The sequence below is a fragment of the Klebsiella sp. CN_Kp113 genome (assembly GCF_040064585.1).
Lineage (GTDB): Bacteria > Pseudomonadota > Gammaproteobacteria > Enterobacterales > Enterobacteriaceae > Klebsiella > Klebsiella michiganensis.
The window spans coordinates 43,631-57,864 of the sequence record NZ_JBEAID010000031.1; the positions used below are offsets into that span (position 1 = coordinate 43,631).

Sequence of the window (14,234 nt, forward strand, 5' to 3'; positions counted from 1 at the left end):
CTTATCCTTTTTGAAATGCGAAAGTCGTGGGGCTGGCCCGCAGGCCAGCCTGGGGATTATTTGATGCGTTTCTGCGCTTCCTTGAGCAGCTGCTCCAGCACTTTGCCCGGGTTCGCGTATTTGCGGCAGACGATCATCGCGGCGATGATGTACGGCTTCCAGCTGGCCTCTTTGTAGGTCGGGATCCGGTACTTCTCGAAGACTCCCTCGGTGACTTCGCCCGCGTCGCAGGAGACGCCGGTGATATCCGCCGGCAGGCAGTGCATATACAGCGCGTCACCGTCGCGGGTGTGCTTCATCATCTCTTCCGTACAGTGCCAGTCTTTATGGCCGGCGTTCTGCTCAAGGCAGGCTTTCTCCAGCGCCTTCAGACCTTCATGGTCATTTGCGCGCAGCAGCTCGGTGCGTTTTTCCATTACCTTGTACGGCGCCCAGGATTTCGGATAGACGATATCGGCGTCTTTAAAGGCTTCCTCCATGCTGTTCACCTGGCGGAAGCTGCCGCCGGAGGCCTGGGCATTGTTTTTTGCCACTTCGATAACGTCAGGGATCAGGTCGTACCCTTCCGGGTGGGCGAGGGTGACGTCCATACCGAAGCGGGTCATCAGGCCGATAATGCCCTGCGGCACCGAGAGGGGCTTGCCATAGCTCGGCGAGTAGGCCCAGGTCATGGCGATCTTCTTACCTTTCAGATTCTCCAGCGAACCGAAGTGCTCGCGCAGCCAGGCGAGATCGGCCATGGATTGCGTCGGGTGGTCGATATCGCACTGCAGATTGATCAGCGCCGGTCGCTGCGGCAGGACGCCCTGCTTGTGGCCGTCGTCCAGCGCTTCGCCGACTTCGCGCATGTAGGCGTTGCCCGCGCCAAGGAACATGTCATCGCGAATGCCGATGGCGTCGGCGCAGAAGGAGATCATGTTGGCGGTTTCACGGACCGTTTCGCCGTGGGCAATCTGCGATTTCCCCTCATCCAGATCCTGTTGCGCCAGACCTAACAGGTTGAGCGCGGAGGCATAGGAGAAGCGGGTGCGGGTTGAGTTATCGCGGAACACGGAAATACCCAATCCGCTGTTAAACACTTTGGTGGCGATATTTTCAGCGCGTAGCGTTTTTAGCGCGGCGGCGACGTCCAGCACCTGTTTCAGCTCATCCGGCGATTGTTCCCAGGTCAGCAGAAAGTCTTTCTCACTGAGATGAGAGTTAAGTTTATTGATATCCTTAATCAGTTCGTTAACAGTTTTCATGTTTCAATCCTGGTCGTGAATGACGGCTTATTGATTGCTGTGCGGTCGGATATGCAGAGTTGCCGAATTAGCGACTGCCAGCGCTGTATTACCACTAACAATAAGCGTGCCAAATCCTCCGGGAGAGGCGGCGGAGAGGATTGAATAGTTAAGATTATGCCAGGTCTGTCACGAATTCAGGCGAGTTATCCCGGGAAGAGAAAGGTGAAATTTTTCCCCCGCCGTCCATTTCAGCGGGACAGGCGCGGGTTGCCGCCGTAAATAATGCGATTATCATCTTCACATTGCGCCAATATGATAAAAACCGCTGCAAATTTATCATAATGATAAGAAACTGTGATAGCTCTTGCATATTTAAGATAAGGTGGGGGAATTGGCCCTATCTATATCAACGCGGGTGGCTAAAAGGAGTGGTATCATTCCCCGCAGATAAATAAAGCCGCTTCGCTTGACGCCGAACAGGTGAGCAATAATAGAAGGCCGATAGACATGATACCGTCCAAAGCACCCTCCATTTTAATGCAGATTCAGCCTACAATTCAAAAGTTTGCAAGGATGCTATCCAGCGTGCTGCAGCTGGAGGTCGAGATTGTTGATAACGAATTATACCGGGTCGCCGGAACTGGCGCTTATAGTAAACAGATTGGCTATAAATTAAATTCAAATTCACGGCTTCTGCGTTACATTATTGAAACACAGACCGAGAAGGTCGTTACCCACTCCCGCTTCGACCCCCTGTGTAAAGACTGTAACAATAAGGAGAAATGCGAAGAGAAAGCCTTTCTTGGCACGCCGGTGATGTATCACGACCGCTGCGTCGGCGTTATTAGCCTGGTTGCGCTGACGCGCGAGCAGCAGGAACGTATAAATGCGAATATCCAGGAGTTTTCTGATTATGTTCGTCATGTCTCAACCATATTCGTTTCCCGCTTTTTGCAGGAGCGGGCGGTCGGCGACAATATCCATAAAATATTTTTAACCATGATCGAAAATATGGATCAGGGCGTTCTGGTCGTGGGTAACGATCAAAGAGTCAAATTTGCCAACCAGGCCGCTTTGAAAATAATGAGCGTCACTCAGGGGCAGGTGATTGGTAAGTCAATCCAGTTTCAGCCGTTGACCTTCGAAGATAATTTCAAGCACGGCCATATGCAGCACATTATCTCCTTTGACGATCGCAAGGAGCTCATTATCGGCCAGCTGCACGCGGTGCAGGATCAGTGGTTATTTTTAATGGCGTTCCATCAGTCGCACTCTTCGGCCGATTTCAGCTGCGGGCAGGAAGGGCCGCAGATTGAGGCGATGGTGGGAGAGTGTCGACCTATGCGGCAGCTTAAAAAGCTGATCAGCCGCGTGGCCCCGAGCCCCTCCAGCGTTATGATTGCCGGTGAAAGCGGGACCGGGAAAGAGGTGGTTGCCCGCGCTATCCACAAGCTCAGCGATCGCCACGCGAAGCCCTTTATCGCGATTAACTGCGCCGCGATACCCGAGCAGCTGTTAGAAAGCGAACTGTTTGGCTACGTGAAGGGGGCGTTTACCGGTGCATCGGCAAACGGTAAGACCGGCCTGATTCAGGCGGCCAATAGCGGGACGCTGTTTCTTGACGAAATTGGCGATATGCCGCTCACTCTGCAGGCCAAGCTGCTGCGGGCCATTGAGTCACGTGAGATTCAGCCGGTGGGCGCCAGCCATCCGGTTCAGGTCGATATTCGTATCATATCCGCGACCAATCAAAACCTGGAACAGTACATCGCGGAAGGGAAGTTCCGCGAAGATCTCTACTATCGTCTGAACGTGATTCCGCTGCGCCTGCCGCCGCTGCGCGAACGTCAGGACGACATTGAACTGCTGATTCACTATTTCCTGCATCTGCATACCGGTCGTCTCAATCTGGTTTATCCCGGCGTCGCGCAGGACGTGATCGATTTCCTTAAGCGCTATCGCTGGCCGGGCAATATTCGCGAACTCAGCAACCTGATGGAGTACCTGGTCAACGTGGTGCCGTCGGGAGAAATCATCGATATGTCGCTGCTGCCGCCGAATCTGTTAAGCAGCGGTGAAGCGGCGAGCCAGGCGACGTCGTCGGCTTCAGCGTCAGCGACCCTCACTCAGGAGGAGAACGTGACGGCGCTGGAGGAGATGGAGCGGCAGATGATCCGCGATGCGCTCTCTCGCTACAGTAATAAAAAGCAGGCGGCGGATGAGCTGGGCATCGGCATCGCCACGCTGTATCGCAAAATAAAGAAATATTCGCTGGCGGCGGGTCAGAACTGACGGGAACGGCGGGCAATAAAAAATCCACGCGAGCGCGTGGATTTTGTGGAGGGCATGACGGCGAAGAAATGCTTAGACGTTGAATCGTGATTGTGAATTTATTATTTTTATATTTAAAATTTTTATTTTTGATTGTTATTTTTATACTCATGCCTGTACTCACTTTAGTTGAGGCTGCTATCTGAGGCTAGTTACCACTGACCCTGGCCCAAATTCAGTGCAGTGCTAAATCAGAGCTAGATGGCCCCTTGATGACGTCGGGCTACAGATGATGTGAAGTCGTGTCGAAACCTTGATATAATGAGTACAGATTACACATTCGATAGCTGAGGAATCGCGATGAGCAATGACAAGAAAACGCAGGTGTATTACGTTAAACCGTCTCGCGCTGACATTGTTCGCTCGGTAGCAACGTCAACCGCCGTTGAGACGGGGCAGTCTTCTGAGAAGATCGAAGCTTCGCTTGAAGCGACGCGCAAAAAGTTCGCCCATCTTCGTCTTGCTGTTTAATCACGTCTTAACGCAGTACCGACCCAATAACACATCGGGCCGTAGTCCATTGACATACCTGCGTGGATAGCCGAAATATATTCGGCTTTGTTTTGCTCCCAGCTTTGATAATCCAGCGGCCTGTGTCCCCCCTGAACCGCCATCACATCAGCTAAAAGTCGTGATAAACGTCCATTGCCTTCCCGGAATGGATGGATGAGTATCAGCTCTACATGGGTTACAGCAATAGCCTCTATGATCTGTTCTTCGCTCATGTTGGTGCATGGTGTATATCGGGCAAGGTATTTAGCGTCGAATTCGTGTATTAGTTTTGGCAACTGTGCAGAGGGCGCGAACATAAAGCCCCCTTTGCTGATATTGACAGTCCTTTCTTGCCCGGCCCACTCATAGATGTTTCCCAGCCAGCGGCGATGCCAGCTTTTCAGCAAAGCAATGGTGATCTGCCCTGCTGGAAACTGCTCTTCAAAAATGCAGTGATAGAGCTTCTCTAACAGCACAAGCTCCGCTTCGTCCATCTCACCAGAATCAGCAATCCCCAGCTTATTTGCCAGAACTTGCTCATCGGAGTTTTTCTCATATTGTCCTTCACTGCCAGAGATACGGTATCGGCTCATGGGAACATCCTGCGCTAATGGGTGCTAAGAAATTATAACGCTGGGTGAGGAGAGTAACAATGGTCGTATAATCAGACAGTTACAAAAGTGTAGGCTGAAATATAGTTTTTATAATCTGATGGGAAATTATCGTTAATAATCAGCATTAACAGACCAATACATCATGGTTTACGAAACATCAATAGTGCTGCGCGCGCTTCCTACCCATTCTTCAAGTTTATTTGCCCAGTCCTGCATCATAACCTTTCGCTCATCAAGATAAGTTGCATGGTTGTATGTGCGACGAACATTGTTGGTATCAGCGTGCGCAAGTTGGGCCTCAATAGCATCAGGTCGATAGCCCATCTCGTTTAAACGGGTACTTCCTGTGGTTCGGGTTGCATGTGGGCTATATGTACCACTCCAGCCGAGGCTTTTACGTAGCTGGCGCAGCGAGTGCGATGTCATTGGACCTAACGGATTATCCCTGCCCGGGAAAAGGTGCTGCCGATGCCCGGTTAATCCCTGTAGTGTTCTGAGCATTTTGATAGCTTGGGAGGGTAGGGGAATAACGTGTTCTCTCGGGCTTTCATTCGCGCTGCCGGAATTGTCCACAGGGCGTTATCAAGATCGAATTCTGTCCATTCTGCTTCGGTGGCTTCTGCAGGACGCGTCAATGTCCACCACATAAGCCACATACAATAGTTAACCTGGTACGAGCCACGACTATTATCAAAACAGTTTAATAACTTTCCGATTTGCTGAGGATTCAGTGCTTGTTTGTGCTGTGTCTTATTGGCCGGAAGGGCCTTGCGCACAGGCCGTACAGGATCGCTATCAGCTCTAAGCGTTGCAACTGCTAACTCAAAAACTGATGAAACGGTGCGGCGAGCTTCAGCGGCAACTGTCGGTGCTCCTCGTTTAGCAGTTTCTTGAAGAATTCTAAGGATGTGGTGTGGAGTGACCTCTCTGATTGGGAGCTTACCTATTGCGGGGAAAACCACACGCTCAAGCATATCCAGTCGGCGCGTTTTGGTAATTTCGGCCCAGTCTTTCATCTGCAACCACTCTTTAGCGATCAGCTTAAAGGTGTTGGAGACGTCGTTGACCTTGCGGATCTTATCTAACTGGCGAGCCTGTGTCGGGCTAACTCCATCTGCGACTTGCTTACGCGCTTGCTGAAATGAAAAATCCACGCAATTGCGTGGATTTTGTGGTTTTTTTCGATGTTCATGAGGTTCAATGAAACCTCATGAGACAACAAATTTTATTTAGACGTTGAACAGGAAGTTCATCACATCGCCATCTTTCACGATGTAGTCTTTACCTTCAGCGCGCATTTTCCCGGCTTCTTTGGCACCCTGTTCGCCTTTATAGGTAATAAAGTCTTCATAGGCGATGGTCTGCGCGCGAATAAAGCCTTTTTCAAAGTCGGTGTGGATTTTACCCGCGGCCTGCGGGGCAGTGGCGCCGACGGGGATAGTCCAGGCGCGCACTTCCTTCACCCCTGCGGTAAAGTAGGTCTGCAGGTTCAGCAGCTCGTAGCCGGCGCGGATAACGCGGTTCAGGCCCGGCTCTTCGAGACCCAGCTCGGCCATAAACTCATCGCGGTCGGCATCGTCCAGCTCGGCGATATCGGACTCAACGGCGGCGCAAACGGCGACCACCACAGAACCTTCGGCGGCGGCAATTTCGCGAACTTTATCGAGATAAGGGTTGTTCTCAAAGCCGTCTTCGTTGACGTTGGCGATATACATGGTTGGCTTCAGGGTCAGGAAGCTCAGGTATTTAATCGCCGCTTTGTCTTCTTCGGTCAGGTTCTTCAGCGAACGCAGCATGCCGGCGTTCTCAAGGTGCGGCAGGCATTTTTCCAGCGCCGCCAGCTCGGCTTTCGCATCTTTATCGCCGCCTTTGGCTTTCTTCTGCACGCGGTGGATAGCGCGCTCGCAGGTGTCCAGGTCGGAGAGCGCCAGCTCGGTGTTGATAACGTCAATATCGTCAGCCGGATCCACTTTATTGTTAACGTGGATGATGTTGTCGTTTTCGAAGCAGCGCACCACGTGACCGATAGCTTCGGTTTCGCGGATGTTGGTCAGAAACTGGTTGCCCAGGCCTTCACCTTTCGACGCGCCTTTAACGAGGCCTGCGATATCAACGAATTCCATCGTGGTCGGCAGAATACGCTGTGGTTTGACGATTTCAGCCAGTTTGTCCAGACGCGGATCGGGCATCGGCACGACACCGGTGTTCGGCTCAATGGTACAGAAGGGGAAGTTGGCCGCTTCAATACCCGCTTTAGTGAGCGCATTGAACAGGGTGGATTTGCCGACGTTGGGCAAACCGACGATACCGCATTTGAATCCCATGATTTAAATCACCTTAATCTTTGGATAATCAACCTGTTACAGTGAACAGATTGCAGAAAAGTAAACAGCTTCGCCTATTATACACGGTGCGTGACAAAAATTCCGCACGCCGACCGGTTATTGCGCTTTAAAAGCGTGTAAACGGTTGGTCGCCTTGGTCAGGCCATCCTTCAGCCACACCTCGGTGCAGCGTGCCGCTTCGTCAACGGCCTCATCAATCAGCTTCTGTTCGCTGGCGGGGGGCTTGCCCAGCACAAAACCGACAACTTTATTTTTATCGCCCGGATGGCCGATTCCCACGCGTAAGCGGTGAAAGTTCGGGTTATTGCCCAGCTTGCTGATGATGTCTTTCAGGCCATTATGGCCGCCGTGGCCGCCGCCCAGCTTGAACTTAGCCACGCCTGGCGGTAAGTCGAGCTCATCGTGGGCGACCAGGATTTCGTCCGGGTTGATGCGAAAGAAGGTCGCCATCGCGCCGACGGCTTTGCCGCTCAGGTTCATAAAGGTCGTCGGCACCAGCAGGCGGACATCCTCGCCGGCAAGGTTAATCCGCGAGGTGTAGCCGAAGAATTTGCTCTCTTCGCGCAGCGGCGCGCGGTGGCGTTCAGCCAGTAAATCCACGTACCAGGCGCCGGCGTTATGTCGGGTCGCCGCGTATTCAGCGCCGGGGTTCGCCAGGCCGACAATTAATTTTATGCTCACTTTTTTATCCTGCTTGGATCGTTCTCTGGCGCGTAGTGTACTGTCTGCGCGCGCGGTTGACAAAATTCTGCCAGCGAAACGCACCTGCCACAGATAATCACGGGTTTGAATAATTAGAATTTGATGTTGTTCAGTGGGTTATTTGTAAACTTTTGTTGGCAAGATGTTCGCTTCTGTGATCGTCCACGCAATCGCTATATTGGCCATTGTCTATACTACACCTATAAGATTTGGGGATATTCCCATGCAACCCAAGGTTCCGGAGGTGACATATGAAACGCAGAAACGCTTCGTTACTCGGTAATGTGCTGATGGGGTTGGGGTTGGTCGTCATGGTTGTCGGCGTTGGTTATTCTATTTTAAACCAGCTTCCGCAGCTTGACCTGCCGCAGTTTTTCGCACACGGCGCGATCTTGAGTATCTTTGTCGGCGCGGTACTGTGGCTGGCTGGCGCCCGTATCGGCGGTCATGAACAGGTTAGCGACAGATACTGGTGGGTTCGCCACTACGATAAACGCTGCCGCCGCGATCAGCATCGCCACAGCTGAGTGAATTCCAGACCGCCAGCCGTTGTGAACGGCTGGTGCGTTTTTATGCCGCCCGTTCAGGCTGCCCGCCTGTTGGTGTCTCAAATCCTCCTTTCTCTCTTCGTCTTTCTTCGGCATCGTCTGCCTAATACAATTCCTGTACAGAACGCTTGACCCTGACGTCACGTCAGGCAGCAGAGTGGCGCCACTGGTAAACGAAAGGAGCAGTCATGTTAATTCAGGTGGGTGAACTGGCGAAGCGCGCCGGCATAACCGTCCGCACGCTACATCACTATGAACAAACGGGACTGCTGGCGCCTTCGGCCAGAAGCGCGGCGGGTTACCGGCTCTATAATCTGGCGGCCGTTCAGCGACTGCATATGATCAAAGCGCTGGCGCAGGCCGGGCTGGAACTCGCCACTATCAAGGACTATCTCGACCGGGACGCCTTCTCGCTGTCCGACCTGTTGGTCAAGCAGATCGCCACCCTCGACCGGCAGCTGCAAACCCTCTCCACGCTGCGCCAGCGCCTGGCGCTGCTGCGTGAAGAGCTGGACAGCGGAGACGAGCCCGACCTGGAGTCCTGGCTACAAACGCTGGAGCTGATGAAAATGTACGATCGCTGGTTTAGTCAACAGGAATTACAGGTGCTGCCGTTCGCAGAGCAGGATGCGCAGCGTAACCAGATATGGCTGGAGCTGGTGGGTGAAGCGCAGCAGCTTATGGGCGAACGCTGTCCGGCCGATGAGCCTCGGGCGATTGCGCTGGCCACCCGCTGGATGGCGCAGCTGGAGCAGGATACCGCCGGCAGGCCGGAGTTTCTGACTCGCCTGAATGAGATGCACGCCGCCGAACCGCAGATGCGCGAGCAAACCGGGGTGACGCCGGAGATGATTGATTTCATTACCCGTGCTTTTGCCGAAAGCAAGCTGGCCATCTGGGCGCGCTATCTGAACGCCGAAGAGCTGGCTTTTACACGGCAGCACTATTTCGATCGCCTGATGGAGTGGCCGGCGCTGGTGGCCGAGCTGCATCGGGCCTGTCGTGAGAAGCGGGAGCCTGCCTCCGCGGAAGGTCAGCAGCTGGCGCAGCGCTGGCTGGCGCTGTTCCAGTCTTACGCGGGAAAGGATCTGCACACGCAGCAGAAGTTTCGTTATGCCATGGAGCGGGAGCCGCATTTGATGAAGGGAACGTGGATGACGCCGGAGGTGCTTGGCTGGCTTCAGCAGGCGATTGGCGTAATGATGCGGCAGGCGCCGGGGCCTGCCGCCGGGTAATTAAATATCCGCCAGCGCGGCGCTGCGGTCCGGGTAGAAGCTCAGGCGGCCCGGAATCGGCTTAACGCCTGCCCGCGCCAGGGTACGCAGGGGCTGAAATTCCAGGTTCGACACGCGTAGCTCACAGCCTTCCGGCAGCTTATTCACGAAGCGCTGGAAGGCATCCAGCCCGCCGGCATCCAGCACCGGCACCGCATCCCACTTCAGCACGACGATACGCTTGCCAGCAATCCGCGTTTCCAGATCGGTAAACAACCCTTCCGCGGCGGCGAAAAACAGCGGACCAATGACGCGCAGCACCAGTACGTCATCGGGAACCTCGACGTTGACCGGCGCGAGGCGGGTCATCCGCGCGATCCGGCGCATAAACAGCAGGGAAGCCAGCACAATACCGACGCTAATAGCGATGACCATATCAAACAGGACGGTCAGCGACATACACATCAGCATGACGATAATGTCGTCTTTTGGCGCATAGCGCAGCAGGTTAACGACCTTGTGCGCTTCGCTCATATTCCATGCCACCATCAGCAGCAGCGCCGCCATCGCGGAAAGCGGCAGCCAGGAGAGCAGAGGGGCAAGCACCAGCAGCGCCATGATCACCAGCAGCGCGTGGATCACGGCGGAAACCGGCGAGGTCGCCCCGGCGCGAACGTTGGCCGCCGAGCGGGCGATAGCGGCGGTGGCGGTAATGCCGCCGAAGAACGGCGCGACGATATTGCCGAGCCCCTGGCCAATCAGCTCGCTATTGGCCTTGTGTTTGGTGCCGGTCATGCCGTCCAGCACCACGGCGCACAGCAGGGACTCAATCGCCCCGAGCATGGCCATGGAAAACGCCGCCGGCAGCAGCGCCTGCAGCGAGGACCAACTGAGGGTGAAGTCTGAACCGGGCATATCCCACGGCAGCACCAGCTGCGGCAGCAGCTGCGGAATACCGTTGCCCTGGCTGCCGTCGGCGAGAATATAGTGGAACTGAGAGCCGATGGTGGCGACGTGTCCGCCAAGCAGGTTGACCACGCCCATCACCGCGCAGCCCGCCAGCAGGGCCGGCAGATGGCCCGGCAGACGAATCCCCAGACGCGGCCAGATAATCAGCGTGCCCAGCGTGACAACGCCGATGGCGGCATCGCCGGGGTTAATGGTCGGCAGCGCCATCGCCAGCGCGCCGACTTTCTGCAGATAATGTTCAGGCACGTGGGCCATCTGCAGACCGAGAAAATCTTTAATTTGCATGGTACCGATGGTGATACCGATCCCGGAGGTGAAGCCGAGGGTGACCGATAGCGGAATATACTCAATCAGGCGGCCAAAGCGCGCCAGGCCGAAAAGAATCAGGAAGATCCCCGACATCAAGGTGGCGACCAGCAGCCCGGCGAGCCCGAACTGCTGCGAGACCGGGTAGAGGATCACCACGAAAGCGGCGGTTGGCCCGGACACGCTGAAGCGCGAGCCGCCGGTTAACGCAATTACGATCCCCGCCACCGCGGAGGTATAGAGACCGTACTGCGGCGCCACACCGCTGCCAATTGCCAGCGCCATCGCCAGCGGGATAGCGATAATCCCGACGGTAATTCCGGCAATCACATCACGAGTAAACCGCGAAGCGGTATATTTTTCTTTCCAACAAGCGTCGATGAGGGCGCGGAAAGGCATCACATGTGAGGAAAATAATCTGTTCACAATAATGTTTCATCCATGAGCGCATCATCTGTCAACTAAATGGCAGGTGAAGGAGGCATCGGTCATTTCCACGTCATCCTTCGGGATGCCTCTGTGTTGGCTGCGTTCATTTATCCCGGTCTCGTACTGCCTGTACGCTGCCGGAGATTCATTCACTTGCCGCCTTGACGCATGCCGAATGATTTTGTGGAGAATAAAAGGTTCAGAGACAAAAAAACCCGCCGCAGCGGGTTTTTGAGCCGGGCTCGATTAATGTTCGAACATAGCAGAGATAGATTCTTCGTTGCTGATACGACGAATCGCTTCGGCCAGCATACCAGACAGCGTCAGAGTACGTACCTTTTCCAGCGCTTTGATTTCCGGCGTCAGCGGAATGGTATCGCAGACGACGAATTCGTCAATCACAGAGTTTTTGATGTTCTGGATGGCGTTGCCGGAGAAGATCGGGTGCGTGGCGTAGGCGAATACGCGTTTCGCGCCGCGCTCTTTCAGCGCTTCCGCAGCTTTACACAGGGTACCACCGGTATCGATCATATCGTCAACCATTACGCAGTCACGGCCGGCGACGTCACCGATGATGTGCATCACCTGAGAAACGTTAGCGCGCGGACGGCGTTTGTCGATGATAGCCATATCGGTATCGTTCAGCAGCTTGGCGATAGCGCGAGCGCGAACCACGCCGCCGATGTCCGGAGAAACCACGATAGGGTTATCCAGGTTCAGCTGCAGCATATCTTCCAGCAGGATCGGGCTGCCGAATACGTTATCCACCGGAACGTCAAAGAAGCCCTGAATTTGTTCTGCGTGCAGGTCAACGGTCAGAACGCGGTCAACGCCGACGCTGGACAGGAAGTCAGCAACCACTTTCGCGGTGATAGGCACACGAGCAGAACGAACACGACGGTCCTGGCGAGCATAACCGAAGTAGGGGATAACAGCGGTGATACGACCTGCCGAAGCACGACGCAGAGCATCAACCATAACAACCAGTTCCATCAGGTTGTCGTTGGTGGGAGCACAAGTGGACTGGATGATGAAAATATCACCACCGCGTACGTTTTCATTGATTTGTACGCTGACTTCGCCGTCGCTAAAACGACCTACAGCGGCGTCGCCAAGAGAAGTGTACAGGCGGTTGGCAATACGTTGTGCTAGTTCCGGGGTGGCGTTACCAGCAAAAAGCTTCATATCAGGCACGAGAAGAACCTCAGGCATGCGTCCAGTGGTGGATGAAATGGGCCAAAAACGGTGCGGGTGGGCACGATTTCATCCAGGCGGTGTATTTAAAGAGCCCGATGCAACGTCTGGAACAGGGTGACGTTGTCACCGTAACTCAGTTTCCCCGGCGTTTTCACCAAATTTGCTATAATGAGCAGAACTTAGCGCAGCGCCTGCTTGAGCGGAGAGATATTAACACCTCGCGCTACGAAGCCATGCAGCCATGCCGGGGCTTTTTCAAGCACCTGACGAGCGGCGGATTCAGTGTCAAATTCAGCAAACACACATGCACCGGTGCCAGTCAGGCGCGACGGCGCATATTCTAACAGCCAGGAAAGCGCTGCATCAACCTCACGAAAACGTTTTCTTGCGATAACCTCGCAATCATTGCCGAATTTACATTTTAATAACGTATTAATTGACCTTGACGGGGTATTGCGCGGTAGTTCCGGATCGCGAAAAATGATCGGCGTGGGAATGCTCACTCCCGGATGGGCCACCAGATACCATTTTTCCTCCGGTTCGGCCGGGGTGAGAATTTCCCCGACGCCTTCGGCAAAGGCCGCATGGCCGCGCACGAACACCGGCACGTCGGCGCCCAGCTGCAGACCCAACGCCGCCAGCTCATCTTCCGAGAGATGGCAGCCCCATAAGTGATTCAGCGCCACCAGTACGGTCGCGGCGTTGGACGAACCGCCGCCGAGGCCGCCGCCCATCGGAAGAACCTTGTCGATGCTGATATCGGCGCCGCGGCCCGCAGGAAGCTTCCCGGCCTGGGCTGCGGCCTGCATTAAAAGCCTGGCCGCGCGAATAATCAGGTTCTCATCATCCGGCACGCCGTCAACCGGCGTCAGCAGACGCAGCTGGCCATCGTCGCGCGGTTCAATCGTCAGCGTGTCGCCATAATCCAGAAACTGAAACAGCGTCTGCAGGGTGTGGTAACCGTCGGCGCGCTGCCCGGTAATATACAAAAACAGATTCAGCTTTGCGGGAGAAGGCCAGCGGGTCATCATTTCACAATCCAGTTATCCATTTTCAGCTTGATGCGCTGACTGCCGTCGTTAAGCTCCATATTGGCCGGTAGCGAAGGTTTGGTGTCCGAGGTGTAGCCACCGTAGGTGACGTGCCAGGTTTTGCCGTTTTGCGTGTAGTTCAGCTCGCGCAGGCGGTACTGATCGTCAAGCGAGTAGTCGGTGGCCTCGCCCGGCAGGCCAATAATCCACTGGCGCAGGCTGTTGAGCGGAATCGGCATGCCGGTCAGGCGGCCAATCATCTCTTCGGCGTCGGTCGCCGTGTAGGTCTGGCCTTTATTGTCAATCAGCTGCACGCTGCCCGGCTGGGCGGTTAACGACAGCTCGGTGCTGCCGAGGGGGTTAGTCAGCAGCAGGCGGTAGTGGTCCTGGCCGGTTTGCTGCCAGAAGAAGCGGGCATAGACTTTTTGCTCATCAGAAAGATAAGCAAAAGCGCCGCGCGTCTGGAACTGATTAAGATTGCGGACATCTTGCTGGTGCTGACGCCACTGTGGAGAATCCGGGCTTTTACCCGGCCCTTTCGGAGCATTAATCGCACAGGCGGTCAGAACGAGGCTTGCCAGCGGCAACAGGCGGAACAGTCGATTCATAATGATGACAAATCCTTGATGTCTACAGTGAAATGCGGCGAATGGGAGAAACAGGCGGCCGATTTGTGTAGCGGGTTACAATTATAACCATTAATGCTAGCGTTGCCGGACGGTAGCGTCTACGTTCAAGTTGTCTGAAATCAAAAAATTACCGTTAATGGCTATTACAGATTAGCTATTACTCCAAAAGGGGAGCCTCTCTTTTATTGATTACGCGCATCC

General features: G+C 54.6%; 12 protein-coding genes and 1 pseudogene. 4 read left to right on the forward strand and 9 right to left on the reverse strand.

The genetic code is table 11. The features are described 5' to 3' along the window. Nucleotides 1–56: 56 nt before the first annotated feature. Nucleotides 57–1,244 carry a knotted carbamoyltransferase YgeW gene (gene ygeW / locus ABLV30_RS20500; RefSeq protein ID WP_004851903.1) on the reverse strand — a complete coding sequence of 396 codons (1,188 nt, stop codon included), beginning with the start codon at nucleotides 1,242–1,244 and terminating at the stop codon, nucleotides 57–59. 489 nt (nucleotides 1,245–1,733) lie between these two features. Between ygeW and ABLV30_RS20505 the strand changes: the two genes are divergently transcribed. Continuing rightward, a complete protein-coding gene (locus ABLV30_RS20505; RefSeq protein WP_032749937.1) occupies nucleotides 1,734–3,518 on the forward strand; it encodes a sigma-54-dependent Fis family transcriptional regulator in 1,785 nt (594 codons plus the stop codon). A gap of 339 nt (nucleotides 3,519–3,857) precedes the next feature. Continuing rightward, nucleotides 3,858–4,028 carry a hypothetical protein gene (locus ABLV30_RS20510; protein ID WP_004900141.1) on the forward strand — a complete coding sequence of 57 codons (171 nt, stop codon included), beginning with the start codon at nucleotides 3,858–3,860 and terminating at the stop codon, nucleotides 4,026–4,028. Here the strand turns inward: ABLV30_RS20510 and ABLV30_RS20515 are convergent. From ABLV30_RS20515 to pth, 4 genes and pseudogenes are all read right to left on the reverse strand, one after another. Continuing rightward, on the reverse strand, nucleotides 4,025–4,642 hold the full coding sequence (locus tag ABLV30_RS20515) for a Fic family protein (RefSeq protein ID WP_049069127.1): 618 nt from the start codon (nucleotides 4,640–4,642) through the stop codon (nucleotides 4,025–4,027). The genes ABLV30_RS20510 and ABLV30_RS20515 overlap by 4 nt on opposite strands. Before the next feature lie 168 nt (nucleotides 4,643–4,810). Then, nucleotides 4,811–5,817: pseudogene (locus ABLV30_RS20520) on the reverse strand (tyrosine-type recombinase/integrase). Between the two features lie 75 nt (nucleotides 5,818–5,892). After that, entirely contained in the window at nucleotides 5,893–6,987 is a 1,095-nt protein-coding gene (gene ychF / locus ABLV30_RS20525; protein WP_004851898.1) for a redox-regulated ATPase YchF, read from the reverse strand. A gap of 117 nt (nucleotides 6,988–7,104) precedes the next feature. Next, nucleotides 7,105–7,689, reverse strand: a complete 585-nt coding sequence (pth, locus tag ABLV30_RS20530) for an aminoacyl-tRNA hydrolase (protein ID WP_004121831.1) — start codon at nucleotides 7,687–7,689, stop codon at nucleotides 7,105–7,107. Between the two features lie 272 nt (nucleotides 7,690–7,961). Here pth and ychH point away from each other — a divergent pair, with 272 nt between their 5' ends. Then, nucleotides 7,962–8,237, forward strand: coding sequence for a stress-induced protein YchH (gene ychH / locus ABLV30_RS20535; protein ID WP_004103160.1), 276 nt, complete (start codon nucleotides 7,962–7,964; stop codon nucleotides 8,235–8,237). A 209-nt stretch (nucleotides 8,238–8,446) separates the two neighbouring features. Then, a complete protein-coding gene (locus ABLV30_RS20540; protein WP_064358141.1) occupies nucleotides 8,447–9,493 on the forward strand; it encodes a MerR family transcriptional regulator in 1,047 nt (348 codons plus the stop codon). Here the strand turns inward: ABLV30_RS20540 and dauA are convergent, their stop codons facing one another. The 4 genes from dauA to lolB all read right to left on the reverse strand — a co-directional run bounded on the left by dauA (nucleotide 9,494) and on the right by lolB (nucleotide 14,012). Next, nucleotides 9,494–11,173, reverse strand: coding sequence for a C4-dicarboxylic acid transporter DauA (gene dauA / locus ABLV30_RS20545; RefSeq protein WP_014229756.1), 1,680 nt, complete (start codon nucleotides 11,171–11,173; stop codon nucleotides 9,494–9,496). Nucleotides 11,174–11,422: 249 nt separating this feature from the next. Next, on the reverse strand, nucleotides 11,423–12,370 hold the full coding sequence (gene prs / locus ABLV30_RS20550) for a ribose-phosphate diphosphokinase (protein ID WP_004103157.1): 948 nt from the start codon (nucleotides 12,368–12,370) through the stop codon (nucleotides 11,423–11,425). Between the two features lie 182 nt (nucleotides 12,371–12,552). Further along, nucleotides 12,553–13,401 carry a 4-(cytidine 5'-diphospho)-2-C-methyl-D-erythritol kinase gene (ispE, locus tag ABLV30_RS20555; RefSeq protein ID WP_187228070.1) on the reverse strand — a complete coding sequence of 283 codons (849 nt, stop codon included), beginning with the start codon at nucleotides 13,399–13,401 and terminating at the stop codon, nucleotides 12,553–12,555. Beyond that, entirely contained in the window at nucleotides 13,401–14,012 is a 612-nt protein-coding gene (gene lolB, locus ABLV30_RS20560) for a lipoprotein insertase outer membrane protein LolB (RefSeq protein WP_348865652.1), read from the reverse strand. Before lolB ends, ispE begins: the two co-directional genes overlap by 1 nt. Nucleotides 14,013–14,234: the final 222 nt, after the last annotated feature.